This window comes from Pseudomonas sp. BIGb0176 (assembly GCF_024810175.1).
GTDB lineage: Bacteria > Pseudomonadota > Gammaproteobacteria > Pseudomonadales > Pseudomonadaceae > Aquipseudomonas > Aquipseudomonas protegens.
On the sequence record NZ_JANUEC010000001.1, the window covers coordinates 1695572 to 1719791 of the forward strand.

20 protein-coding genes are annotated in these 24220 nt (G+C 66.7%); 8 read left to right on the plus strand and 12 right to left on the minus strand.

The annotated features are described in order from the left end of the window. Window positions 1-271: 271 nt before the first annotated feature. The 7 genes from gspF to gspG all read right to left on the minus strand — a co-directional run bounded on the left by gspF (window position 272) and on the right by gspG (window position 8714). Complete coding sequence (gene gspF, locus M2395_RS07130) at window positions 272-1483, minus strand: type II secretion system inner membrane protein GspF (protein ID WP_123430872.1); 1212 nt, start codon at window positions 1481-1483, stop codon at window positions 272-274. Further along, on the minus strand, window positions 1483-2904 hold the full coding sequence (gene gspE / locus M2395_RS07135; protein ID WP_053158204.1) for a type II secretion system ATPase GspE: 1422 nt from the start codon (window positions 2902-2904) through the stop codon (window positions 1483-1485). The genes gspF and gspE overlap by 1 nt, the downstream gene beginning before the upstream one ends. Before the next feature lie 220 nt (window positions 2905-3124). After that, window positions 3125-5509, minus strand: a complete 2385-nt coding sequence (gene gspD, locus M2395_RS07140; RefSeq protein ID WP_123430873.1) for a type II secretion system secretin GspD — start codon at window positions 5507-5509, stop codon at window positions 3125-3127. Beyond that, entirely contained in the window at window positions 5506-6072 is a 567-nt protein-coding gene (gspM, locus tag M2395_RS07145; protein WP_015635434.1) for a type II secretion system protein GspM, read from the minus strand. The genes gspD and gspM overlap by 4 nt, the downstream gene beginning before the upstream one ends. After that, window positions 6065-7279: a type II secretion system protein GspL gene (gene gspL, locus M2395_RS07150; RefSeq protein ID WP_077934020.1), complete on the minus strand. Its 1215-nt coding sequence runs from the start codon at window positions 7277-7279 to the stop codon at window positions 6065-6067. The genes gspM and gspL overlap by 8 nt, the downstream gene beginning before the upstream one ends. Then, on the minus strand, window positions 7276-8256 hold the full coding sequence (gene gspK / locus M2395_RS07155; RefSeq protein ID WP_019094873.1) for a type II secretion system minor pseudopilin GspK: 981 nt from the start codon (window positions 8254-8256) through the stop codon (window positions 7276-7278). Before gspK ends, gspL begins: the two co-directional genes overlap by 4 nt. An 8-nt stretch (window positions 8257-8264) precedes the next feature. Further along, the gene (gene gspG / locus M2395_RS07160) at window positions 8265-8714 is read right to left on the minus strand and encodes a type II secretion system major pseudopilin GspG (protein WP_011061045.1); all 450 of its coding nucleotides are present in this window, start codon (window positions 8712-8714) and stop codon (window positions 8265-8267) included. A 148-nt stretch (window positions 8715-8862) separates the two neighbouring features. On the opposite strand from gspG, the gene gspI reads away from it, so the two are divergent. Further along, window positions 8863-9249 (plus strand): type II secretion system minor pseudopilin GspI, encoded by a 387-nt coding sequence (gene gspI, locus M2395_RS07165; RefSeq protein ID WP_011061044.1) that lies wholly within the window; start codon window positions 8863-8865, stop codon window positions 9247-9249. A gap of 3 nt (window positions 9250-9252) precedes the next feature. On the opposite strand, the gene M2395_RS07170 is transcribed toward gspI, so the two are convergent. Next, entirely contained in the window at window positions 9253-9681 is a 429-nt protein-coding gene (locus tag M2395_RS07170) for a type II secretion system protein N (RefSeq protein ID WP_011061043.1), read from the minus strand. Between the two features lie 130 nt (window positions 9682-9811). Here M2395_RS07170 and M2395_RS07175 point away from each other — a divergent pair, with 130 nt between their 5' ends. Continuing rightward, window positions 9812-10273, plus strand: a complete 462-nt coding sequence (locus tag M2395_RS07175) for a GspH/FimT family pseudopilin (protein ID WP_011061042.1) — start codon at window positions 9812-9814, stop codon at window positions 10271-10273. Beyond that, window positions 10270-10881 carry a type II secretion system minor pseudopilin GspJ gene (gene gspJ, locus M2395_RS07180; RefSeq protein WP_015635429.1) on the plus strand — a complete coding sequence of 204 codons (612 nt, stop codon included), beginning with the start codon at window positions 10270-10272 and terminating at the stop codon, window positions 10879-10881. Before M2395_RS07175 ends, gspJ begins: the two co-directional genes overlap by 4 nt. A 126-nt stretch (window positions 10882-11007) precedes the next feature. Here the strand turns inward: gspJ and M2395_RS07185 are convergent, their stop codons facing one another. The 3 genes from M2395_RS07185 to M2395_RS07195 are packed head-to-tail and all read right to left on the minus strand — an operon-like array spanning window position 11008 to window position 13194. Further along, window positions 11008-11958 (minus strand): FecR domain-containing protein, encoded by a 951-nt coding sequence (locus M2395_RS07185; protein ID WP_053158187.1) that lies wholly within the window; start codon window positions 11956-11958, stop codon window positions 11008-11010. A gap of 37 nt (window positions 11959-11995) precedes the next feature. Then, window positions 11996-12541 carry an RNA polymerase sigma factor gene (locus tag M2395_RS07190; RefSeq protein ID WP_011061039.1) on the minus strand — a complete coding sequence of 182 codons (546 nt, stop codon included), beginning with the start codon at window positions 12539-12541 and terminating at the stop codon, window positions 11996-11998. Further along, entirely contained in the window at window positions 12538-13194 is a 657-nt protein-coding gene (locus M2395_RS07195; protein ID WP_050783811.1) for an STN domain-containing protein, read from the minus strand. Before M2395_RS07195 ends, M2395_RS07190 begins: the two co-directional genes overlap by 4 nt. A gap of 244 nt (window positions 13195-13438) precedes the next feature. On the opposite strand from M2395_RS07195, the gene M2395_RS07200 reads away from it, so the two are divergent. The 3 genes from M2395_RS07200 (at window position 13439) to M2395_RS07210 (ending at window position 16493) form a co-directional block, all read left to right on the plus strand. Continuing rightward, the gene (locus M2395_RS07200; RefSeq protein WP_011061037.1) at window positions 13439-13753 is read left to right on the plus strand and encodes a hypothetical protein; all 315 of its coding nucleotides are present in this window, start codon (window positions 13439-13441) and stop codon (window positions 13751-13753) included. Window positions 13754-14039: 286 nt separating this feature from the next. After that, window positions 14040-15404, plus strand: a complete 1365-nt coding sequence (locus M2395_RS07205; RefSeq protein WP_015635426.1) for a glycosyltransferase family 39 protein — start codon at window positions 14040-14042, stop codon at window positions 15402-15404. A gap of 366 nt (window positions 15405-15770) precedes the next feature. Continuing rightward, a complete protein-coding gene (locus tag M2395_RS07210; protein ID WP_232512109.1) occupies window positions 15771-16493 on the plus strand; it encodes an META and DUF4377 domain-containing protein in 723 nt (240 codons plus the stop codon). A 97-nt stretch (window positions 16494-16590) separates the two neighbouring features. Here M2395_RS07210 and M2395_RS07215 read toward each other — a convergent pair whose 3' ends face one another. Next, the gene (locus M2395_RS07215) at window positions 16591-21450 is read right to left on the minus strand and encodes an NAD-glutamate dehydrogenase (protein ID WP_123430876.1); all 4860 of its coding nucleotides are present in this window, start codon (window positions 21448-21450) and stop codon (window positions 16591-16593) included. Window positions 21451-21997: 547 nt separating this feature from the next. Between M2395_RS07215 and M2395_RS07220 the strand changes: the two genes are divergently transcribed. Further along, window positions 21998-22354 (plus strand): hypothetical protein, encoded by a 357-nt coding sequence (locus tag M2395_RS07220; RefSeq protein ID WP_019094865.1) that lies wholly within the window; start codon window positions 21998-22000, stop codon window positions 22352-22354. Window positions 22355-23258: 904 nt separating this feature from the next. Beyond that, window positions 23259-24218, plus strand: a complete 960-nt coding sequence (locus M2395_RS07225) for a MoxR family ATPase (protein WP_003218556.1) — start codon at window positions 23259-23261, stop codon at window positions 24216-24218. Window positions 24219-24220 lie beyond the last annotated feature (2 nt).

Sequence of the window (24220 nt, forward strand, 5' to 3'; positions counted from 1 at the left end):
GCGCCGAGGGGGCTGGCCACCGGGTCTGAACATGACAGAACGAGGAACCCGAGGTTGGCCCGTTGCCCGGTCGGGAGTGAGGCACGCGGCGCGAAATTTTATGGCTGCCCTGCCCTGTGCTTCGCACCACCGCTTCGCTCTCGTAGGAGCCGGCTTGCCAGCGAAGAGGCCCGCCAGCCTTGCATCGCCGCTGCCGACGCCTTCGCTGGCAAGCCAGCGCCTACGGACCGGGCCAGACCGGGCCGGACCGGGTCAGGTCGGGTTGTGCGGTTCAGGTGACCAGTTGGTTGATCTCGATGATCGGCAGCAGTACCGCCATCACGATCACCAGCACCACACCGCCCATCACCACGATCATCAAGGGTTCGAGCAAGGCGGTCATGCCCATGGCCCGACGCTCGATATCCCGCGACAGGGTCTGCGCCGCCCGTTCCAGCATCGGCGGCAAGGCGCCGGTCTTCTCGCCGCTGGCGATCAGGTGGATCAGCACCGGCGGAAAGACTTTCTCCACCCGCAGCGCCGCCGCCAGGTTGGCGCCTTCGCGCACCTTGGCCGTGGCCTCGCTCACGCTCTGGCTCAGGCGGTCGTTGGACAGGGTCTGGCGCGCCGCTTCCAGGGCCCGCAACAAAGGCACCCCGGCGCTGCCGAGGATCGCCAGGGTCGAGGCAAAACGCGCGGTGTTCAGCCCCAGGACAAAGCGCCCGATCAGCGGCAGGCGCAGGATCCGGCTGTGCCAGTTCAAGCGCACCCGGGGGTTGCGCAGGTACACCCGCCAGCCCCAGAACCCGGCGACCATGGCGGCAAAGCACAGGCCGCCCCAGGCACGGATGAAATCACTGGCATTGAGCATGGCCAGGGTCAGCCCCGGCAGGTCCTGGCGCGCCTGGGAGAAGGCACTGACCACCTGAGGCACCACATAGCTGAGCAGGAAGATCACGATGCCGATGGACACCAGCCCTACCACCCCCGGGTAGATAAAGGCGGTGAGGATCTTGCCCCGCAGGCCGTTGCGCTCTTCGATGTAGTCCGCCAGCCGCTCCATGACCTGGGCCAGGTCGCCGGACTCTTCGCCGGCGGCAATCAGCGCCCGGTAGATCTCCGGAAAATCCCTGGGCCGCGCCGCCAGGGCCTCGGCCAGGCGCATGCCGCTGCGCACATCCGCGCGCACCGCGCTCAGGGTCTGGGCGATGTGCTTGCGCTCGGCCTGCTCCACCGTGGCGCTCAGCGCGGCCTCCAGCGGCAGGCTGGCCCCCAGCAGGCTGGCCAGCTGGCGGGTGGCCCAGGCCAGGTCGTTGTCCGAGAGCCTGGGGCGCAGCAGCCCCCCTGCTCCGCCGTCGCCGCCGTTGCCATCGAGCTGCACCAGCAAGGCGGTCAGGCCGCGGCTGCGCAGGCTGGCGAAGGCCGCGCCCTGGCTGTCGGCTTCCAGGTGCCCGGATTCGATCTTGCCGAGGGCGTCGGCGGCTTCATAGCGATAGCGATTCATCAGGCGTCCCGTGTCACACGCAGGATTTCTTCCGGCGCGGTGGCGCCACTGCGCACCCAGCGTTCACCGTCCTCGCGCATGCTGAACATCCCGGCCCGGCGCGCGGCGGCACGCAGGGCCTGCTCCTCGGCGCCCTGGTGGATCAGGCTGCGCACATCGTCATCAATGCAGAACAGCTCATGGATCCCGGTTCGCCCGCTGTAGCCGATGTGGTTGCAGGCCGGGCAGCCCACCGGGCGCCAGGTGCCGGGGTTGGCCGGGTCCTGCTCCTTGCACTGGCTGCACAGGCGCCGCACCAGGCGCTGGGCCAGCACCCCGAGCATCGACGAGGCCAGGAGAAACGGCTCCACCCCCATGTCGATCAGGCGGTTGACCGCCGACACCGCGTCGTTGGTGTGCAGGGTCGCCAGCACCAGGTGCCCGGTGAGCGAGGCCTGGACCGCGATCTGCGCGGTCTCCAGGTCGCGGATCTCGCCGATCATGATGATGTCCGGGTCCTGGCGCAGGATCGCCCGCAGGGCCAGGGCGAAGGTCATGTCGATCTTGGCGTTGACCTGGATCTGGCTGATGCCCGGCAGGTCGTATTCCACCGGGTCCTCGACGGTGAGGATATTGCTGGTGCTGGCATCCAGCCGGGCCAGGGCCGCGTAGAGGCTGGTGGTCTTGCCGCTGCCAGTGGGCCCGGTGACCAGGACGATGCCGTGGGGCTGGCGGATCAGGGTATCCAGGCGCGCCAGCAGGTCCGGGTCCATGCCCAGGGTTTCCAGTTGCAGGCGCCCGGCCTGCTTGTCCAGCAGGCGCATCACCACCCGCTCGCCATGCCCGGTGGGCACCGTGGACACACGGATATCGATGGGCCGCCCGGCCACCCGCAGGGCGATGCGCCCGTCCTGGGGCAGGCGTTTTTCGGCGATGTCCAGCTGGGCCATGATCTTGATCCGCGACACCAGCGCGCCGTGCAGCGCCTTGCGTGGCGACACCACGTCGCGCAGGGTGCCGTCGACCCGGTAGCGCACCACCGAATGGGTCTCGAAGGGTTCGATATGGATATCGCTGGCCTCGTCCCGCGCGGCCTGGGTGAGCAAGGCGTTGATCATGCGGATTACCGGGGCGCCGTCCTGGGTGTCCAGCAGGTCGGTGATTTCCGGCATGTCCTGCATCAGGCGGTCCAGGTCCACCTCGTTCTCCGCCGCCCCGACCACCGCTGCTGCGCTGCCGGTGTCGGCGTAGGCGGTGGCCAGCAGGCCGTCGAGTTCCTCGTCGCGAATCCGCTCCAGGCGCGCCGGGCCGAACTGGCGGCGGGCTTCGCTGATGGACCAGCCAGGCGTCGAGGGGCACACCAGCAGTACCGCGCCGTGCTCGGTGTGGCGCAGGAGGATGCGCTGGGACTTGGCCCAGGCGTAGGGCAACTGGGTGGTCATGGCTGTGGCTCCTTGTGGGGTGCGGCGCCATTGCGTGGGCTGCCACGGTGAAACCCGCGATGCCCGCCGGCCTGGAAATGAATGGGGGCATCCCCCATAAGGCGCCGGCTTGCCAGCGCAGGCGCCAGCAAGATCAGCGCCCGATCCACGGGCCTCTTCGCCGGCAAGCCGGTGCCTACGAAGGGCTTGGCAGCCCGGATTTGGGGCCCCTTTGCCCCGTTCATTGCACCGGCACCGCGCGAATCGGCGCCCGCGGCGTCTGCGGTACGCCCTGCAGGGACACCGGCACTGCCCCGGGGATCGCCTTGCTCGCCGCAGGCAGTTGCGGCGCCTGGATATCCGGCATCACCCAACTGCGCTCCGGCTGCAACTGGCCCTGTACCCGGCGCATGAAGTCATAGCGATTGAGGGTAATGCTGCGCCCCGCGCCACTGTCGCGAATGATGTAGGGCCGCAGGAACACCATCAGGTTGGTCTTGGTCACGCTGCGCTTGTCGTTGCGAAACAGCACCCCGAGCCCGGGGATGTTCGACAGCCAGGGCACTGCGTCGTTGCTCTGGCTGTAGCCGTCCTGCAGCAGGCCGCCGAGCACCATGATCTGCCCGTCATCCAGCAGGATGCTGGTGTCGATTGCCCGCTTGTTGGTCACGGTGCCGGCGTCCACCGAAGCCCGCTGGTCGACGCTGCTGACCTCCTGGTAGATGTCCAGCTTCACCGTGCCGCCTTCGGAGATCTGCGGCCGCACATTGAGCTTCAGGCCCACCTCTTCACGCTGCACGGTCTGGAACGGGTTGTTGCTGGTGCCGCCACCGCCGGTCACATAGCTGCCGGTGACAAAGGGAATGGTCTGGCCGACGAAGATGCTCGCCGCCTCGTTGTCCAGGGTCAACAGGTTGGGCGTCGACAACACGTTGGTGCCGCCCTTGCTCTTCAGGGCCCGGGCCAGGACCTTGAGGTCCAGCACCTTGCCGATCCCCGGGATGTCCACCGTGCCGTCGACCACGCCGACGTTCAGGCCCTTGGGCAACACGTCGATGCTGGTCTTGCTCGCCGGCGTGCCCACCAGCCCACTGCCACCGAGGTTGACCCCGCCAAAGCCGCCATGCCCGCCGAGATTGCCGGCCTGCCACTGCACGCCGAACTCGCTGGCATCGTCTTCGCTGACTTCGACGATCAGGCTCTCGATCACCACCTGGGCGCGACGCTGGTCGAGCTGGTCGATGACCTCCCGCAGGTTGCGGTACAGCGGGTCCGGCGCCGAGATCAGCAAGGTGTTGGTGGTGGCATCGGCCTGGATGGTCACGCCACCGGCACTGAAGGCGGTGTTCTGGTCATTCTGCTGGCCCGTGCCGCCCTGGCCGGCGCTGCTGCCCTGGCCGTAGGCACCACTGCCGCTGCTGCTGTTGTTGAGGTTGCCACTGGCGGTGGGCGTGCCGCTGCTGTTCTGGCTCGCACCCTGGGCGCCCTGGCTGTTGCCGCCCATGCCGCTGAGCATGGCCCGGGCGCCGTCGCTGCCGGCGCTGTCGCTTTCCCCGGTGAGCAGCCCGCGCAGGGCCTGGGCCAGCTTGCCGGCTTGGGCGTTGCGCAGGTACACCACGTGCAGGTTGCTGGGGTTGCTCTGGGCGTTGTCCAGTTTGTAGATCAGGTTGCGCGCCAGTTCGGTGCGCTCCGGACTGCCGGCGCGGATGATGATGGAGTTGGAACGCGGGTCGCCGATCACGCTGATCTTCTGGGTCTGGTCGGCGCCCTGGGTTTCCAGCAGTTCGGCGACCATGGTGGCGATGTCCACGGCGATGCCGTTCTGCACCGCCACCACATCGGTGTCGATGGCGCTCGGGGTGTCGATGCCGTTGATGATCTGCGCCACCCGCTGCAGGTTCTCCGCGTAGTCGGTGACCACGATGGTGTTGTTGCCCGGGTAGGCATTGATCGGGTTGTTCGGCGAGACGATGGGCCGCAGCACCGGAATCAGGTTCACCGCATTTTCATATTGCAGGCGGAAGGTGCGGGTCAGCATGCCGTTGCCCGCCGGCTTGTCGGCGCTGTAGATCGGCCCGCCCAGCAGCTTGGCGTCGGCTTCGGGCACCACCTGGGCCACCCCGCCCACGTCCACCACGGAGAAACCCTGCATGCGCAGGGCCGCCAGCAGCATGTCGTAGGCCTGGTGCGCCGGCACCTGGCCTTCGCTGACCAGGGTCAGGTTGCCCTTGACCCGTGGGTCCACCAGGAACTGCTGGCCGGTGGAACGGGACAGCGCGCGCACCACCGCCTGGATATCGGCGTCGACGAAGTTCAGTTGCACCGGCTGATCCCCCAGAGGATTGCGCGGCACGCTGGTGCTGCGCGACGTGCCCTGGGCGCGGCTGCTGCTGGTCACCGGGTGCAGGACTTTCGGCCGTTGCGCCTGCTGCGCCTGCAAGCGCTCGCGGTCCGCCAGCAGATCGCCGCTGCGCCGGGTGTCGGCCAAGGGCTGGCCCAGCTCGCTGTCCACCAGCAAGGGCGGCGGCGTGGTGGAGGTGGTGTTGCTGCAAGCCCCCAGCGCCAGCAGCAGAAAAGGTGCGGCCTTGCGACACTGGCGCACGTAGTTGGAACCTGACCACTTCATGAAGCTTCCTTAGCGCCCTGCGCCTGATCCATGCGAACGGTCCCGGACAGTGTGCCTGCCGAGTCTTGGGCGGCGGCCGCGTCTGCGCGTTGCAGACGAGCCTCCACCACCTGCAGTGAAAACTGCCGGGGAGCCCCCAGCAGCCAGCCGACCACGGCATCCGCCGGGGCCTGCTCAAAGGTCAACCGCCAGCTCTCGGGGCCGGCTTGATCCGCGTGTTGCAACTGGTAGCGGCCCTGGAGCCCGGCCGCATCCAGGGCCTGGCGCAGGGCCTGTTCCAGGCTTTCGCCCGGGGCATTGCGAGGGCCCGCCGCGACCTCGTGCAGCAGCACTTCCAGGGCCTCGGCCTGGGAGCGCAGCTTGGGTGTCTCGGCTTGCCAGTAGTCGATCTTCTTCAGCGGCGGCTGGATCAGCAGCAACCACAGCAACAGCCCCAGCAACCCCAGGGCAGTGGCCCCCAGCAAGCGCTTTTCCCGCAGGGCCAGGCCGTTCCAGTGGCCCAGGGCCTGGGCCCGCAGGCGCGACCAGCGCGCCCGATACGGCGCCAGCATGGCCTTATTCATTGTCTTCTCCCGTTGCCTCGGCTGTGCTCTCTTCGGCTGGAGCCTGCCCCGGGGCCAGGCTCCAGCCATTGCCCTGGGCCTGGACGCTGTAGCCGGCCTGGATCAGGGCCCCCTGCCAGGCGCTGTCGGCGGTTTTCGGGGTGTCTGGCAACAATTGGAGCTGCAAGCGCTGCCCGGAAAACTCCAGGCTTTGCACGCTGCCCACCATGAACGGCATGGCCAGCCCCGCCTGGGCCAGCAGGTGGGCGAAGCCCTGGCTCGGGTCCGCCGCAGCGCCGCTCTGGCGCGCCGCCAGTTGCTGGCGAGCCTGTTGCAACGGATTGAGCACCACCGGCAATTCGGGGAATACCTGCTTCACCCGCTGGCTCATCTGCGCCTTGAGCCGCTGCCCCTGCTCTGCCTCGCGGGCGGCGTACAGGTTCAGGCCCAGCACCCAGACCGCCACCGCCAGGGCGCAGCAGCCCAGGGCCCGGCCCCAGCCTTGGGGGGCGCGGGTGCCGGCCAGCGCGCCGCTGTGCAGGCCCCAGGAAGGCGGCGTGCCGCTCCAGCGCAATTGCGCCGGCAGGGGTTGTGGCGCTGGCAATGGTTGCCCCGGCAGCGCTGGCACTTCGCCGATCCAGCACAGCTCGCTGGCGCTGGCGCGCAACTGCTCCAGGGTCTCGGCCACCAGGGGCTGCACGCTGCCCTGGGTGGCGCTCTGGCGCACCAGCAACTGCTCGTCCAGCAGGCACAGGTTGACCTGCCCCGGGGGCGGCACCGGCAAGGCGTAGGGCGCCGGGTACAGGCCGGCGAGCTTCAACCCGGCCTGCTCCAGCAGCCGCCCCAGGGCCTGCAGGCGTTCCCGGGGCAGCCAGCTCAGCGCCACCTGGCCCTCTGCATCGCGGGGGCCGTGGGCCACATGCATCTGTTCACTGGGGCCGAGGATCAGCGCCTGGGCAGCGCAGGCCACCGCGGCCTTGATCCGCGCAGCGGGCAATTGCGGCAATGGGATCTGGGTCAGCAGGCTGTCCAGTGGGTGCAGGAAACACTCCACTGCGGGCGGCTTGTCCCCCTTGCCCGGCAACCCCAGCTGGCCCAGGGCACAGCAACCGGTATCCGTGACCCGCCCGCCGCGATCGAGCCTTGCAAAATCCACCCGGCACTGCTGCGGCTGCTCGGTGCCGAGCAACAAATCCAGGGGCGGCAGGCCGATGCGCAGGCGGCTCATGCGCCCACCCGCGACCAGATCACCTGGGGCATGCGGTCCTCGGGACGGTGCAGCAGCGCTTGCAGGCTGACCCGGCGCTGATCACGGCGGGCCTGGCCCTGAAGCAGGAACCACTCGCTGGTGATGCCGACCTTGATCTGGTCCACCTGCAACTGCGGCAGGCGCAGGCGATTGACGAAATCGCCACGGTTGATGAACCAGTGCCCGGCGTCACGCTCGGCCACCAGGGCCCGGGCCCGGGACAGATCCAGGCCTGGCACCGCCGCCACCAGCACCTCGGCGCTGGCGGTGTTGCCGTTGATCCAGGTATTGCCCGGCAGGATGCTCACGTACGGCTCCAGGCGCGCCAGCAGTTCCGGGGTCACGCCCTCAAGGCCCAGCAAGTCGTCCAGGCTGCGCAGCATCGGCTGCCTGGGCGCCAGGGTCTGCGCCGCAGCGCCTGCCGAGGTCTGGCGACCGCTGTTGAAACTGCCATGGCTGCTGGTGGCGGCTGGCGCCTGCAGGCGCTGGGGGTAGGAAGCGATCACCCGCTGGCTGATGCGCCGGCCCAGGGCGCCGTCGATGCCGATCAGTTGGCACAACTGCTGGAAGCTCTGCAGTTGCCCCGCATCCACCTGCTGGTTGAACACCAGGTTGCGCAGGTTGAACTTGCCCTGCAGGTCTTGCAGGTGGCCCTGGAACCCGGCGTTGAATCCACCCAGGGCCTGGTCGCCGATGGGCCGCGCCCAGGCCTGGTCGAGGCGTGTCAACACATCACGCTGGCGCGCATCCCAGAGCAGTTGCCGGCTGTATTCCAGGCCGCCCTGAAGCACCCCGGCAGCGACGATCCGCGCCTGTTCGGCTTCCACCGCACGGGTGAAAGAGGTTTGCCGGGTAAGCATGCCCCCGGCGATCACCGCCACCACCGCGGCGATCAGCAAGGCGCTGATGATGGCCATGCCACGCTGCTTCGCCGCACTGGGCGAATGGGCTTTCACGACCGGCCCTATAGTTGCCAGGAGCCGATATCGGCATTCACGCCGTCGCCGTCGGGCTGGCCATCGGCGCCGAGGGAAAACACATCCACTTCGCCGTTGGCACCGGGGTTGAGGTAGTGATACGGGCGGCCCCAGGGGTCATTGGGCAGACGTTCCAGGTAGGAGCGCCAGTTGCTGTCCTTGGCATTGGCCGGGCGCTCCACCAGCACCTTCAGGCCCTGGTTCATGTTCGGGTAGCTGCCGTGGTCCAGGCGATAGAGCTTGAGGGCCTGCATGAGCCCGGCGATGTCCTGCCTGGCCGCCGTGGCCCGTGCCTGGTCCGGGCGATCCAGGACCTTGGGCACCACCATGGCTGCCAGGATCCCGAGGATCACCACCACGACCATGATCTCGATCAGGGTGAAGCCACGCTGGCCGCGCAGGCCTCGGGGCGGGGATGTTACAGGCGCGATATCCATCTCGACATTCCTTGGCGTAAGTTCGATTCGTCGCGCAGTGTTGCAAGAAGATATGTCAGTGGTATTGAAAAACCTCGGGAGTTTCGGTCGCCATTCGGTCAAGCCCGCAGGCTAGTCTGCGAGGCTGTTTCCCGGTCTCGAGCGGCCCATGCAAGCCCTGCGCAAACAAGCTGGTTTCACCCTGATCGAAGTGCTGGTGGCCCTGGCCATCATTGCCGTGGCGATGGCTGCGGCGGTACGCGTGGCGGGCCTGATGACCCAGAGCAATGGCCTGCTGCGGGACAAATCCCTGGCCTTGCTGGCGGCCCAGAGCCGGGTCGCCGAAGTGCGCCTGGAAGGCCGCCTGAACAGCGGCGTGAAGAACCTCGACTGCGACCAGGGACGGCTCAAGCTGCGCTGCGAAACCCGCATCGCCCCGGGCAGTGCGCCGGGGCTGGTGCGCGTGCAGGTGCAAGTCAGCGACCGCAGCCGCGAGGCGCCGCCACTTGCGCGCCTGGAAACCCTGGTCAGCCGGCCGCAGGTACAACGCCAGTGAGGCCTAGCGGGTCAACCGCGGCAGCTCCGGCGAGTCCGGCAGCTTGCTGACCTTGATCCGCGACTGCTCGGCGCCGCGCTCGATCAGCACGCCGTCGGCCTCAATCGCAGCCAGGCGCACACCCTGGGTCAGGGTTTCCCCGGCCAGGAAGCTGCGCGGCGGGCCATCGTTCAGATGCAGGATCGCCACTGCGCCACGGGCCCCGGCCATGACCCCGGACACCTTGATCTGCACCTGGGCCGGCTGGTTGGCAAACCACTGCAGGGCCGGGTTGTCGGAACGCGCGGCCAGCACCTGGGGCGCCACCGCCGGGGTCTGGGATTCGGCCGGGGTCAGCAGCAGCGACGACCAGGTGGCGACCCCACCCAGGGCCGCCAGCAAGGCCGCGTACTGCAGCAGTCGAGGGGCATCAAGGCGCGGGGCGAATGACATGGCACGTAGCATCGGGGGGACCTCCTGTTTGTCCGTGCCCCCAGCCTACCGCTCAATTCTCACGGTTTTATTTCACCGGACGATCATCTGCGTCTGGCAGGCTGGTCCGAGGGCCAAGGAGTGCAATCCGATGCAGGCAGGCAAGCAACAAGGCTTCACCCTGATCGAGCTGATGGTGGTGCTGGTGATCATCGGCATTGCCAGCGCGGCCGTGGGCCTGAGCATCAAGCCCGACCCGCTGCAACTGCTGCGCAAGGACGCCGAGCGCCTGGCGCAACTGCTGCAAGTGGCCCAGGCCGAAGCCCGCGCCGATGGTCGGCCGATCACCTGGCGAGCCACGGCCAAGGGCTTTGCCTTCAGCCGCCACAGCGAATCCGGAGGCGGCATCGATGACTTGCGTGGCGACCCCCAACTGCGCCCCCGGGCCTGGGAAACCCCGGCGCTGCAAGTGCGCATCGAACCCAGGCAGCGCCTGGTATTGAACGCCGAATGGATCAACCCGCCGCTGCGCCTGGTGTTGTCCGACGGCCAGCACAGCCTGAGCCTGGAACGCAGCGCCGCCGGCCAACTGCGGGTGGTGACCCAGCCATGAAGCGTCGGCAGCAGGGGTTCACCCTGATCGAAGTGATGGTGGCGATCATGCTGATGGCGGTGGTCAGCCTGATTGCCTGGCGCGGCCTGGACAGCGTCACCCGGGCCGACAGCCATCTCAAGGCCAGCACCGAACAGACCGAAGAACTGCTGCGCACCCTCAACCAGCTGGAACGTGACGTGGCCCTGCGTGCCGGCACCCAGCTGCGCGAGCCGGCCCTGGGCGACAGCGAAGAAGCCGAGCCCGACAGCCCGGCCCCGCTGAGCGTGCGCAGCTCCGACAGCAAGGGCTTTCGCCTGGAGGTGATACGCAGCGCCGCCACCCCGGGGGATGGCCTGCAACGGGTGCGCTGGTGGCTCAAGGGCGACACCCTGTACCGCGCCGTGGCCGAGCCCCGCGACCGCTACCCTTTGCCCGCGCCGCGCGACGGCGTGGCGGTGCTGAACCGGGTCAGCGACCTGCAAGTACGGGTCTGGGATGCCGACAAAGGCTGGCGCCAGCTCAGCGGCAACCGCCAGGACAGCCCCCTGGGCCTGGAGATCCGCCTGGTGCGCCAGACGCCCCAGGGCGAAGAGCGCTACCGGCAAGTGCTGGGGCCGTTGCAATAACCCTCTCCCGTAGGAGCCGGCTTGCCGGCGAACCGCGTAGCGGCCAGGCCCTGAGAATTCGGCAAATAGCGCCGGCCCCTTCGCTGGCAAGCCAGCTCCTACAGGGGGCTGTTGGTGTTTCGCGGATCAGCTCAGGAGCACCACGCCGCCGGGCAATTCGGTGCACTTGGCACCGTAGGCGTCGCGGATCAGCAAGGCCACGCCAGCCAGCTGGTTGAGGTTGAAACGCGCCTGGACCTTGCGCTTGCCCAGTTCGGCATTGAGCAGCACCAGCATTCCCGGGCGGTAGCGATTGATCTCGCTGATCACCGTGTTGAGGCTGGCGTTGTCGAACACCAGGACCTGCTCGCGCCAGGCAATCACGCTGTGGATGTCCACCACTTGGGGCTCGCCGATGCTGCGCGGGTCGTAGGTCAGCTGGCGGCCGCTGTCCAGGCCAATGCTGCGCCCGGCCACGTCCACTTGCAGGCTGCCTTCGATGCAGGTGACGCACACCTGGTGGTCGGTGTTGCGCAGGTTGAAGCGCGCCTGGCGCGCGCTGAGCCAGCCCTCGCCGGCCTGGACCTTGAGCGGCTGCAGGCGCTGGCTGAAGACTTCCACTTCGCCTTCCAGCAGTTCGATGCCCTGCTCGCCCGCGCCCAGGTCACGCCGGCTGATGCGGGTCTGGGTGTTGAGCTCCAGGCTCACGCCCTCGGCCAGATCCACCCGGCGCTGTTCGCCGACTTCGGTGGCAAAGTCGGCGGTCAATCCGGCAAAGCCGCCCGGCACCGTGAGCCGCACCATGAACAGCGCCGCCGAGGCCGCCAGGGCGCCGCCAAGAAAGGCCCGGCGGCCAAAGTGCCGCGGCCGCGCTTGCTGCTCCAGCAGCGCCGCTGCCGGTTGCAGGCAATGCCACAGGGCCTTGGTCTGCTCGAAGGCGGCCGCGTGCTGCGGGCTTTGCCCGCACCATTGGCGCAGCGCCCGGGCATCGGCGGCGGTGGCCCGCCCCGACGTCAGAAGGACCAGCCAGTCCCGGGCTTCGTTCAGCAACTGCTGGTCCGCCGAGGCCTGGGGTGTGGAGATGCTAAAAATGTTCAAGCGCGCAGGTACTCACGGATTGATCAGGGCTCTTTGTCTAGGACGGTTTTCCGGCCCCGGGACCGAACCGCTGAATGACTTTTCTTTCCAGGCGCAGGGCGCAATGGCCGAGGGCCGCCTTGAGTTCCTTCTCCACCATCCGTGTGGAAATGCCGAAGCGCTGGGAAATTTCCAGGTGCGGCGCCTCTTCCAGGCGCGCGGCAATGAAGATCTTGCGGCGCCGCGCCGGGAGTTCGTAGAGGGCCTTGAGCAAGGTCTGGATTTCCTTCTGGCCACCCACCACCCGCGAGGGGTCCTGGGCTTCGTCGGCGATCTGCAACAGCTCCTCGACCTCATCGCCGGTGAGCAGGCGGGCATCGGACTGGCGCCGGTCGGCGGCAATGTTCAGCGCCATGCGGTACAGGTAGGCATTGGGTTGCGCCAGGTTCGGCGGCTCTTCCATGCGGTCGACCCGCAGGTAGGTTTCGTGCAGGACGTCGTTGGCCAGGTCCTCGGACCCCAGGCGCCTGCGCAAGCGCACCCGAAAATCCTCGTAGGACGTCAGAAACAGCCTGACCATCGCACTGTGTCCGGTATTTTTCATACCCCGGAAGCTCCTTCCCATTCCTTGCAGTCCATGCGTTTCCCTGTCGTGTCCGGTATCAAGAGTAAGGTCAGCGGCTGGCGCAACGAGCTCGGTGCCTGGCGCTCGACCCGGGTCTGGGCCAGGCGCTGCACCAGCGCCTCATCCCGTTGCAGGTCGCCGGTGGAACTCACCAGGCGGCTGTGTTGCACCGCTCCGTCGCCCCCGATCCACAGTTGCAGCAAGGCGCGAAAGCTCCCCGGCCGAGTCAGCGCCGAGCCGCACAGGCTGCGTTCCACCGCCCGTTGCAGGGCGCTGGCGTAGCTGCTGTTGAGCCGCGCCGCACGACTGCCCGCCGCGCCGGGCTGCACGGCCGGCTGTGTGGCCTGCGGCACCTGCAGGGTAAAAGCATCGCTGCGGGCGTAGCGGGCCATCAGGCCACTGCCGGCCAACAACCGGCTCAGGCCTTCCCGGGCGCTGTAGTGACCGTTGATCCCCACCGAGCGCCGGCCCCGGGTCAGCTCCCGGTCCACCAGCACCGCCATCCCGGTGGCGCGGCTGAACAGCTCCAGGGCATCCGCCAGGTTCTGCGCCGGTATCTCCAGTGCCAGCAGGGCCTGTGAATCAACCCGCGGCGGCCCGCCGGGAGGGCCCTGGGCCCAGCCCGCCGGCATCCACAGCAGCAGCCCGAGCGCCACCACACAGGTCGCCAAGCCCCCGTGCAATGAAGTCCATCGCCCGACCTGCGCTCTGCGTCGCTGCACTGCGGTCCAATCCCTGAAAAGCGTCATCCTGAGGCCAGTTTATGAATCTGGTGTTACGGCCACGGCAAAAAAACCATCACTTTTTCAGGCCGGGCTTTGCACTACACTCGGCCGGCATCGAAGCCCGATTCCCCGGGCCAGCCAGGAGGCCAGGATGAAACGATTAAGCCGATACAGCGCAGCCCTGTGGCTGCTCAGCGCCCTGCCCTGGACGCTGCATGCCGAAGAAGCCAGCGAGGGCTGCGTGGAAGTCAGCGTCGGCGGCTACAAGGCCCCCGACTACAACTGCCTGAGCAAACAGATGGGCAACAACCCGGACGCAGTGAAGGCGGCCCAGGCCAACCAGCAGGCCCTGGAGGACCCGGTGAACAAGCGCCCACCGAACCAGGTCGGGCTCTCGACGCCGGCGGCCACCGGCGTGCGCATGGGCAACACCTTCGGCACCTCGGTCAAGCCGCAACGGCCCTGAACGGCGCCGTGGGCGGCCGATTGCCGGGCCGCTACCCGCCACCCGGCCCGTCCCAGGGCCCGCCTGGACAGCGGCGAAGGCAGCGGACGACGGTCGCCCCGTGGCCAATCGCGCACTGCGCCGCGCCCCCTTGATCAGCCCCTGCCCGTATACCGGGCGTTAACCCCGGGCGCGCTAGATTGCCGAGCCTTGAACCCCGGTGCCGGCAACGGCCCCGAACACGGCGCGTGGATGGCGTTCGCCTGCCCGCCACCCTATCATTGGTGTTTTTTTGCGTGTTGGACGCATGGAAGACTATAAAAAGCTGATCCTGCAGCGCCCCTGCCAAAGCATTTTCCTGATTGCCCTCGCGCTGTTCATGGCGCTGCAGTACAAACCGGCAGTCCTCAACTACACCACGCGCTTCGTCGACTTTGCCGACTACATGCTGCAGCACGGCATGACGCTGTTCCCCATTGCCGACGATCTGCAGCCCTACCCCGACTACACCATCGCCAACACGGTGCTGGTCTATCTGGCGTCGCTGCCCTTCGGCCAGCTGTCCGTGCTGTCGATGGGCCTGCCCTTCTGCATCGCTGCGTCGCTGATGCTGGTGTTCATCTACAAGCTGGGGGCCCTGCATGAGCGCAAATGGGGCCTGTGCGGCGTGCTCTTTGCGCTGTTCACCTGGGCCTTCGTGGATAGCGTCAACTCCCTGGCCCTGGACATCTACCCCGCCCTGATCACCGCGGGCTGCTTCTACCTGGCCTACTCCGCCGACCTCAAGCAGCAACGCGGACGCCTGGCGCTGGTGTTCCTCGGCCTGATCCTGGGCTTTGCCCTGCGCGGCCCGATCGGCATGATCGGCCCGGCACTGGTGGTCGGCAGCTATTACCTGCTGAGCCGGCAGTGGCGAACCCTGGTCGGGTTCTCGCTGGTGAGCGGCCTGCTGTTCGCCGCCGGGGTCGCGCTACTGGCCTGGGCCGCCCACGTGCAGGGCGGCGATGCCTTCATGCAGCAAGTGCTGGAGATGCAGGGCCTGGGCCGGATCGCCAGCGATCACTCGCCGCGCTACTACTTCTACTTCAGCGCCGGGCTGATCACCTACAGCTTCACGGCGTTCTACGCCCTTTGCGTGATGGCCAGGAGCGGCCGCCAGTGGCTCGGCGCCCCGTCGCTGTCGGCGCCGCGCCTGCTGCTGCACCTGGGCGCCTGGTTCGTGGTGCTGATTGTGTTCTTCACCATCCCCAACTCGAAGAAGGCGCGTTACGTGCTGTCCATCACCCCGGCCATTTCCCTGCTGGCGGCCTACATCTTCATCGACCCCAACGGCCTGTTCAGCGCCACCCGCAGACGCCTGCTGCGCCTGTGCCTGAACCTGCCGGCCATCGGCGCGTTCCTGGCGCTGCTGGTGCTGGGCTACAACAGCTTTGCCGCCCGGCCCCTGCAGCCCGACTTCGCCGGGGTGTTTTCAAGCTTTGCCCTGCTCAGCGGCGTGCGCTACTGGATCGGCCGGCAGTACACCGGGCACCGGCATTACGAGGTCATCGTCCTGGCATTCGGCGTGGCGGCCTTTCTCTTGCTGGATGGGTTCTTCTTCAACGCCATCACCTATCATCTGGAACTGGCCAAAGAACCCACTCCCAAATTCCTGCCTTACTGGTTCTGGTAAGGCGGGCGTCCACACCTGGCCCGCAGCGCCCGGCCGGAAGCAGGCAACGGCGCTCACCGGCAGCGTGCAAGATTTGGTAACACTCCCGGGCACCCCCGACGATGAAACCGAACTGGCACAGTGCTGTCACATCGCAATCGGTAACGGCGGAGGTCGCCCTGCGGCGGCTTGCGGCCCACGCAGCACTGGCCCGACGACCTCACCGCCACAGGTTACCGGCCTGGGCCTGCCCCCCATGCGGCAGGCCATACTCCATCAAGGCTGAAAGAGCGAACCATGAAGCAAAACATCCTCCTCGTATCCGTCTGTGCCGCCCTGCTCCAGGCCTGCACCCCGGCTTCCACCACCCCTGAAGGATCTTCTCCCATGCCCGCCAGTACTGCCTCCGTCAGCGCCCAGCCTGCGCTGTCCGCCTACTACTGGCAGCTGGTTGCGGCCCGCGATGCGGCGGGCAAGCCCGTCGCCGCCCTGGACAAGGGCATCGAGCGCCAGCTGCGCCTGACCTTCGCCGGGCAGAACCTGAGCATCAGCGGCGGCTGCAACCGCCAGTTCGGCGGCTTCCAGCATGAAAATGGCGTGCTCAAGGTACAGCCACTGGCCGCCACCCTGATGGCCTGCGAGCCGAAACTGATGGCCCTTGACGCACAAATCGCCAACCTGCTCAAGGGCGACCTGCGCACCACCTTCGGCGGCGACCAGTCGACCCCGACCCTGCAACTGGCCACCCAGGACGGCACCCTGCTCACGTTCGAAGGCCAGCCCACCCCGCAAACCCGCTACGGCAGCCAGGGCCAGACCCGCTTCCTGGAAGTGGCGGCCAAGACCGTCAAGTGCAGCCACCCGCTGATCCCCGACTTCCAGTGCCTGCAAGTACGTGAGCGCCGCTACGACGACGCCGGCCTGCAACTGCCGACCCAGGACACCTGGCACCCGCTGTACCAGTCCATCGAGGGCTACGAGCACCAGGACGGCGTGCGCAATGTGCTGCGGGTCAAGCAGTACGAGTGGAAGAATGCACCCGCCGATGCCCCGTCCAGCGTCTATGTGCTGGACATGGTGGTCGAGCAGGACGCCTCGGCGGCCCACTGAGCCGAGCCACCCGCCAGCCGACACAAACCGGCAGGCAATAAAAAAGCCCCGTATCGCAAGATACGGGGCTTTTTTGGTTCTGGGCGGGGTCAGGCCGTTACAGCACCGACTGACCGCTCATGGCCAGGTCCAGCAACTCGCGGTTGGCCACCGCATACATGGCGTAGTCGGTGCCGCTGGCGGCACGGATTTCCACCATCATGGCGCGCCAGCGATCGGCCATGCTCGCGTTCTGCTCCAGCCATAGAGCCACGCGGGCCTCCATGTCATCCGGCGCATCGGCCATCTGCAGGACCTTGATGGTGATCGCCCGCTGCTGCCAGTCCACGTCATCGCGGAAGGCTTCGCGCGCCGCCGCCTGCCAGTTGTTGGCCACCGGCAGATCGCTGATCTGCTGCAGGTACCACGGCAGGTCGAGGGCACTGCCGACGGCGAAGTAGGCCTTGGCCACTTCCGCCGCATCGTGGCCGGTCACATCAGCGGCCTCGATGATCGGCAGCAGGGTGTACAGGTGGGTAGTGCCTGCAACCATGCGCGCCAGCAACTCCGGCACACCGGCTTCGACATAGGCGGTGTAACGGGCTTGCCAGCCCTCGCGGGTCGGGCCTTCGAGCAGCTCGTCGAGCTTCAGGCCCAGCGCCGCCAGGTGCGGACCGAAGTGCGCAACGTCGCGCGCCGCATCCTGCTCGTTGCGCCGGCTGCGCAGGAACCAGCGGGTGGCACGACGGCCCAGGCGCATCAGCTCGTCCATCAACGCCAGTTGCACTTCAGCCGAAACCTGGTGGTCCAGGGCTTCGATCTGACGGAACCAGTGCGGGAGGTGGAAGATGTCCCGCACGATCACATAGGCACCGGCGACGTTCGCCGGGCTCATGCCGGTGGACTCCTTCAGGCGCTGCACGAAGGTGATGCCCATGTGGTTGACCAGGTCGTTGGCGATCTGGGTGCTGACGATCTCGCGCTTGAGACGATGGCGACGCATGGCCTCGGAGAACTTGGCCACCAGGCTTGGCGGGAACGCGGTCTCCATGTCACGGGTCAGGTAGTCGTCATCCGGTACCAGGGACTTGAGCAGGGCTTCCTTGAGGTCGATCTTGCTGTAGGAAATCAGCACCGACAGTTCCGGACGGGTCAGGCCCTTGCCGGTGGCGGCGCGCTCGGTGAGCTGCTCCTCGGTCGGCAGGTACTCGATGGCGCGGTCCAGCTTGCCACGGCCTTCCAGGTCGCTCATCAGGCGCTTGTACTCGGCGGCACGCTCGTAGGCACGGCGCGCAGCCAGGGACAGGGCCTGGGTCTGCTTGTAGTTGTTGCCCAGCACCAGGCCGCCGACTTCGTCGGTCATGCTCGCCAGCAGCTGGTTGCGCTGCTTGTCGGTCATGTCACCGGCCTGCACCACTTCGTTGAGCAGGATCTTGATGTTCACTTCGTGGTCGGAGCAGTCCACGCCACCGGCGTTGTCGATGAAGTCGGTGTTGGAACCGCCGCCATTGAGGCCGAACTCCACACGACCCAGCTGGGTCATGCCCAGGTTGCCGCCCTCGCCCACCACCTTGCAGCGCAGCTCGTTGCCGTTGACGCGCAGGGCGTCGTTGGCCTTGTCGCCAACATCGGCGTGGCTCTCGGTGCTGGCCTTGACGTAGGTGCCGATACCACCGTTCCACAGCAGGTCCACCGGCGCCTTGAGCAAGGCGTTGAGCAGCTCGGTCGGGGTCAGCTTGTCCGCCTGGATGTCGAAGCGCTCTTTCATCTGCGGTGAGATGGCGATGCTCTTCGCGCTACGCGAGAAGATGCCGCCGCCTTCGGACATGATGCTGGTGTCGTAGTCGGTCCAGGCCGAACGCGGCAGCTCGAACATGCGCTGGCGCTCGACGAAGCTGGTGGCCGGGTTCGGGTTCGGATCGATGAAGATGTGCAGGTGGTTGAACGCGGCCACCAGTTGCAGCTTGTCGGACATCAGCAAGCCGTTGCCGAACACGTCGCCGGCCATGTCGCCGACACCGACCACGGTGATGCTGTCTTCCTGGACATTGATGCCGCGCTCGCGGAAGTGGCGCTGTACGCCAACCCACGCGCCCTTGGCGGTGATGCCCATCTTCTTGTGGTCGTAACCGGCCGAACCACCGGAGGCGAATGCATCACCCAGCCAGAAGCCGTAGTCGATGGCAATGCCGTTGGCGATGTCGGAGAAGGTCGCAGTGCCCTTGTCCGCCGCGACCACCAGGTAGGGGTCATCGTCGTCATGGCGCACGACGTTGGCCGGCGGCACCAGGGCGCCGTCCTTCAGGTTGTCGGTGATGTCCAGCAGGCCGGAGATGAAGATGCGGTAGCAGGCGATGCCCTCGGCCGCGATCTCGTCCCGGCTGCCGCCCAGTGGCAGGCGACGCGGCAGGAAGCCACCCTTCGCACCGACTGGCACGATTACCGAGTTCTTCACTTGCTGAGCTTTGACCAGGCCCAGGACTTCGGTGCGGAAGTCTTCTTCACGGTCGGACCAGCGCAGGCCGCCACGGGCAACGTTGCCGAAGCGCAGGTGCACGCCTTCGACACGCGGCGAGTAGACGAAGATTTCGAACTTGGGCACCGGCTTGGGCAGCTCGGGGATCAGGTGCGGGTTGAACTTGAAGCTGAAGTACGACTTGTTCTGGCCGTTGGCGTCGGTCTGGTAGAAGTTGGTCCGCAGGGTGGCCTTGATCAGGTCCAGGTAGCGACGCAGGATGCGGTCTTCGTTGAGCACCTGAACGTCGTCCAGGGCGGTGAGGATCGCCTGCTCCAGACGCTGCTGCTTGTCTTCCAGGTCGTCGCTGGTGAGCTTGCGCGCCAGGTAGAAACGGGTCTTGAACAACCGGGTCAACTCGCGGGCGATGTCGGTGTGGTTGTTCAGGGTGCTGGCGATGTAACCCAGGTCGAAGCCCAGGCGGATCTGCTTCAGGTAGCGGGCGTAGGCACGCAGCAGCGCCACGTCGCGCCATGGCAGGCCGGCGGTCAGCACCAGGCGGTTGAAGGCATCGTTCTCGGCATCGCCGCGCACGATATGGACGAAGGCGTCCTGCAGCGTGTCGTTGAGCTGCTGGATGTCCAGGTCCAGGCCTTCGGCGGCGGTGAAGGCGAAGTCGTGGATCCAGTACTCGCGGCCGTTGTTGTGACGCAGGCGGTACGGGAACTCACCCAGTACCCGCAGGCCGAGGTTTTCCAGGATCGGCAGCACGTCGGACAGCGCCAGCGGGGTGTCGGCGTGGTACAGCTTGCAGTGCAGCTCGCGCTGGCCGGAGACCTGGCCCAGGGGCTGGTAGAAGCTCATCACCAGCGGGTTGGCTTCGGTGAGGCTCAGCAGGTGCTGCATGTCCACCACCGCCGAATGGGCAGCGAAGCGCTCGCGGTAGCCGGCCGGGAAGCCTTTGGGGAAGTCCGCCAGCACATTGGTGCCGTGGGCTTCGCCGAAGCTTTCCACCACCAGGCTGGCGTAGTCGTCCTGCCAGCTGCGGCAGGCCTGCACCACTTCTTTTTCCAGCAGCAGCGGATCGATGTCGATGCGCTGTTTGGGGTCCACCCGCAGGATCAACTGCACACGGGCCAGCACCGACTCGGAGAAGAAGGTCCAGAACTCGCAGTCAGTGGCTTGCAGGCGATCCATCAGCACTTGCTGGATCTTCTGCCGCACTTCGGTGGAATAGATGTCGCGCGGCACGTAGGCCAGGCAGTAGCAGAAACGACCGTAGGGGTCTTTGCGCAGGAACACGCGGATCTTGTTGCGTTCCTGGATCTGCACGATGGACATCACGGTGCTGAACAGCTCGTCCACCGGGGTCTGGAACAGATCATCGCGGGGCAGCACTTCCAGGACCTGGGCCAGTTCCTTGCCCAGGTGCGCCTTGGCCTGGAAGCCCGAGCGCTGCTCGATGGCTTCGACCTTGCGGCGGATGTAAGGAATCACCCGCACGCTTTCGCCGTACACCGAAGAGGTGTACAGGCCCATGAAGCGGCATTCCTTGATGACCTTGCCGTCGGCATCGATCTGGCGGATCGAGACGAAATCCGGGTAGGCCGGACGGTGCACGCGGCTCGGGTGCGCGGCCTTGGCGAAGGACAGCGGCGTCGGTTCGCGCAGGTAGTTGACGGCGTAGTCTTCGATGCGCAGGTCATCGCTGGTCAGGCCGGCGCGCAGCAGCTTGGCCAGGCCGAGGAAGGAGTTCGGGTCATATTCGATATGCCCGCCGTCCTGGTCGGCGCCGACCACGAATTCTTCATAACCGAGGAAGGTGAAGTGGTTGCCCACCAGCCATTCGAGGAAGCTCTTGATCTCGGTCTTTTCTTCGGCGGCGATCGGGAACTGGCTGTTGTCGATGCTCTGGATCAGTTCCTGGACCTTGGCCTTCATCGGCTCGAAGTCGGCCACGGCGACCCGCACTTCGCCCAGTACCTGCTCCAGCTCCTTGCCCAGCACGCTGAGTTCGGCGGCATTGGCGCAACGGTCGATCTCCAGGTACATCAGCGACTCTTGCTGGATGCCTTCGCCCTGGGTGCCCTTGGGCAGGATTTCCAGCAGCTCGCCCTTGCTGCCACGACGTACGCTGAGCACGGTGGTCTGCAGGGTGTGGATGCTGTAGCCGCGACGGTTGAGCTCGGTGCGTACCGAGTCCACCAAAAACGGCAGGTCGTGGTGCAGGACTTCCACAGCAGTGTGGGTCGACTGCCAGCCATGGCGTTCGTAATCGGGGTTGTAGACGCGGACCTGCGGTTGCCCGTGGTCGAAGCGCTCAAGCAGGCGCCAGGCAGAAAGGGTGCAGCCCGCCAGGTCGGACATGCGACGCTGGGTGAGTTCGTCCAGGGAAATGATGCCGAAGAATTGTTCAGCGAACAGCGCCACTTGTGGCAGTGCCTGTTCACTGATGTGCTGCGCCAGTGCCGCTTGCAGTTGGTGCTGGAAGTCGGCTTTGCTGGCTGCGGTGAAGAACGCCATCTGTGGTACTCCGCTTGGGCTTGTTATTGATGGAAGCGTCGCGTGCAAACCCCTCGCGGGGCGGTGCTGCATCCTGCTCCTGGTCTCGGGCAGAGGTAGCAGGATGACAGGTGGGTGAAGCTGGACGAGACGCACAGGTCACATTCACCTTCCGGGGATGGGCATCTGCAAAAACGACTGACGCTTGCCGGGAAACCGAGCGCAATGCCTTTACAGGTGACCATCACAAATCAGACGCAACCTATTGCACTAAGAACAAATTGTCCGCTGCGCAGCTTAACGAGTGCGATGTGACAGCTGCTTGCGATGCTGCGACATATTCGGTCAACGGCACGCAGCAGAACGCTCACGCTTTGAGCAACACTAGCAGCCGCGGTGGAAAAACCGGTTTTTTTCCCCGGATTCACGGTACTTGCGTACCAAAAGTGACTGCCGCAGCGATTGTGTTCACGACCTGTTCTCTGACAGACAAGCCAGCAGAAATTCCATCGGGCTGGCAGAATTGTTTCCTTTCTGCCCGCCCGGCCACTCTCTCAGGAATGCCCCCATGCACATGACCACCGCCCACCTGATCGCCAACCCCTGCGACGACGAAGAAGACAACATGGCCATGCTCTGCTGCCACAGCACCCAGGGCGAGATGTTCCTGATGAGCCGCTACCCGGACGAAGACGAACTGGAGATAACCCTCGACGGCGAGCCCTCGACCCTCGATGGCGTCAAGGTGACCCTGAGCCCCACCACCCTGCTGATCGAAATCGCCGCGGCCGACGCCGACGCCCTGAACGGCGCCGACCACCTGGAGATCCGCCACAGCACTGCTGCGTCGGACCTGGCCGAAGTGGAGGAAACCCTGCAGAACATCCTCAAGGGCACCGGCACCTACATCAGCCAGCTGTCCTGACCCGCCGCCCTCCCTTGCAGGAGCTGGCTTGCCAGCGAAGGCGTCTTCGGCCCCGCCGCAAACCTTGCCGGCCTCTTCGCCGGCAAGCCGGCTCCTACCAGAGCCCCAACACCGCGCCCGAGCGTAGGAGCTGGCTTGCCAGCGAAGGCGTCTTCAGCCCCGCCGCAAACCCTGCCGGCCTCTTCGCCGGCAAGCCGGCTCCTACCAGAACCCCAGCACCGCGCCCGACCGTAGGAGCTGGCTTGCCAGCGAAGGCGTCTTCGGCGCCACCGCAAACCTTGCCGGCCTCTTCGCCGGCAAGCCGGCTCCTGCCAGAGCCCCAACACCGCGCCCGAGCGTAGGAGCTGGCTTGCCAGCGAAGGCGTCTTCGGCCCCGCCGCAAACCTTGCCGGCCTCTTCGCCGGCAAGCCGGTTCCTACCAGAGCCCCAACACCGCGCCCGAGCGCAGGAGCTGGCTTGCCAGCGAAGGCGTCTTCGGCTCCGCCGCAAACCCTGCCGGCCTCTTCGCCGGCAAGCCGGCTCCTACCAGAACCCCAGCACCGCGCCCGAGCGTAGGAGCTGGCTTGCCAGCGAAGGCGTCTTCGGCCCCGCCGCAAACCTTGCCGGCCTCTTCGCCGGCAAGCCGGCTCCTACCAGAACCCCAGCACCGCGCCCGAGCGTAGGAGCTGGCTTGCCAGCGAAGGCGTCTTCGGCTGCACCGCAAACCCTGCCGGCCTCTTCGCCGGCAAGCCGGCTTCTACCGGGGGTGCGCGTGGTGCTGAATAAAACACGGATTTTTTTCGACTAATTCGCCAAATCAGGTTTTCCCCGTTAGTCGCCGACCCCCGCTATGGATTAAAGTATCGCCCCCAGCCCCGACGTTCCCTCAACGCCCGGGGCGCACCCTCTCCAGGAACAGTCACCGATGGAACATCGTGAAGCGCTTTTGGCGCTGCGAACCTTTCTTTCAACGCAGATTCTCGGCCAGGAAAAACTCATCGAGCGCTTGCTCATCGCCCTGCTCGCCGACGGCCACATGCTGGTCGAGGGCGCTCCGGGGCTGGCCAAGACCAAGGCCATCAAGGAGTTGGCCGAAGGCATTGAAGCGCAATTCCATCGGATCCAGTTCACCCCCGACCTGCTGCCCGCCGACATCACCGGCACCGAGATCTATCGCCCGGAAACCGGCAGCTTCGTGTTCCAGCAAGGCCCGATCTTCCACAACCTGGTGCTGGCGGACGAAATCAACCGCGCTCCGGCCAAGGTCCAGTCGGCCCTGCTCGAAGCCATGGCCGAGCGCCAGGTCAGCGTCGGGCGCAGCACCTATGAACTGTCGCCGCTGTTCCTGGTGATGGCGACCCAGAACCCCATCGAGCAGGAAGGCACCTACCCGCTGCCCGAAGCCCAGCTCGACCGCTTCCTGATGCACGTCAAGATCGGCTTCCCGGACGCCGCGGTGGAGCGGCGGATCCTCCAGCAGGCCCGCGGCGAAGCCCTGAACGGCGAGACCAAGCCCGAGCGCCGGGTCAGTCAGCAGGCGATCTTTGCCGCACGCAAGGAAATCCTCGGCCTGTACATGGCCGATGCGGTGGAGGAATACCTGGTGCAACTGGTGATGGCCACCCGCACCCCGGCCAAGTTCGACCCGGAGATGGCCGAGTGGATCGCCTACGGCGCCAGCCCCCGCGGTTCCATCGCCCTGGACCGCTGCGCCCGGGCCCACGCCTGGCTGGCCGGCCGCGACTTCGTCAGCCCCGAAGACATCCAGGCCGTGCTGTTCGACGTACTGCGCCACCGCATCATCCTGTCCTTCGAGGCTGAAGCGGCCGGTATCGACCAGGACCGTGTGGTACAGCGCATCCTCGACGTCGTTGCCGTCGCCTGAAG

Bases quoted from the DNA above. Each gene is read 5' to 3' on its own strand.
- gspE (WP_053158204.1), bottom strand. From the start codon at position 2,904: ATGACCACCCAGTTGCCCTACGCCTGGGCCAAGTCCCAGCGCATCCTC.
- M2395_RS07190 (WP_011061039.1), bottom strand. From the start codon at position 12,541: ATGAAAAATACCGGACACAGTGCGATGGTCAGGCTGTTTCTGACGTCC.
- gspM (WP_015635434.1), bottom strand. From the start codon at position 6,072: ATGAATAAGGCCATGCTGGCGCCGTATCGGGCGCGCTGGTCGCGCCTG.
- gspL (WP_077934020.1), bottom strand. From the start codon at position 7,279: ATGAGCCGCCTGCGCATCGGCCTGCCGCCCCTGGATTTGTTGCTCGGC.
- M2395_RS07170 (WP_011061043.1), bottom strand. From the start codon at position 9,681: ATGTCATTCGCCCCGCGCCTTGATGCCCCTCGACTGCTGCAGTACGCG.
- gspJ (WP_015635429.1), top strand. From the start codon at position 10,270: ATGAAGCGTCGGCAGCAGGGGTTCACCCTGATCGAAGTGATGGTGGCG.
- M2395_RS07210 (WP_232512109.1), top strand. From the start codon at position 15,771: ATGCCCGCCAGTACTGCCTCCGTCAGCGCCCAGCCTGCGCTGTCCGCC.
- M2395_RS07195 (WP_050783811.1), bottom strand. From the start codon at position 13,194: ATGCCGGCGGGCTGGGCCCAGGGCCCTCCCGGCGGGCCGCCGCGGGTT.
- M2395_RS07225 (WP_003218556.1), top strand. From the start codon at position 23,259: ATGGAACATCGTGAAGCGCTTTTGGCGCTGCGAACCTTTCTTTCAACG.
- gspD (WP_123430873.1), bottom strand. From the start codon at position 5,509: ATGAAGTGGTCAGGTTCCAACTACGTGCGCCAGTGTCGCAAGGCCGCA.
- M2395_RS07175 (WP_011061042.1), top strand. From the start codon at position 9,812: ATGCAGGCAGGCAAGCAACAAGGCTTCACCCTGATCGAGCTGATGGTG.
- M2395_RS07200 (WP_011061037.1), top strand. From the start codon at position 13,439: ATGAAACGATTAAGCCGATACAGCGCAGCCCTGTGGCTGCTCAGCGCC.
- M2395_RS07215 (WP_123430876.1), bottom strand. From the start codon at position 21,450: ATGGCGTTCTTCACCGCAGCCAGCAAAGCCGACTTCCAGCACCAACTG.
- gspG (WP_011061045.1), bottom strand. From the start codon at position 8,714: ATGGATATCGCGCCTGTAACATCCCCGCCCCGAGGCCTGCGCGGCCAG.
- M2395_RS07205 (WP_015635426.1), top strand. From the start codon at position 14,040: ATGGAAGACTATAAAAAGCTGATCCTGCAGCGCCCCTGCCAAAGCATT.
- gspI (WP_011061044.1), top strand. From the start codon at position 8,863: ATGCAAGCCCTGCGCAAACAAGCTGGTTTCACCCTGATCGAAGTGCTG.
- M2395_RS07220 (WP_019094865.1), top strand. From the start codon at position 21,998: ATGCACATGACCACCGCCCACCTGATCGCCAACCCCTGCGACGACGAA.
- gspF (WP_123430872.1), bottom strand. From the start codon at position 1,483: ATGAATCGCTATCGCTATGAAGCCGCCGACGCCCTCGGCAAGATCGAA.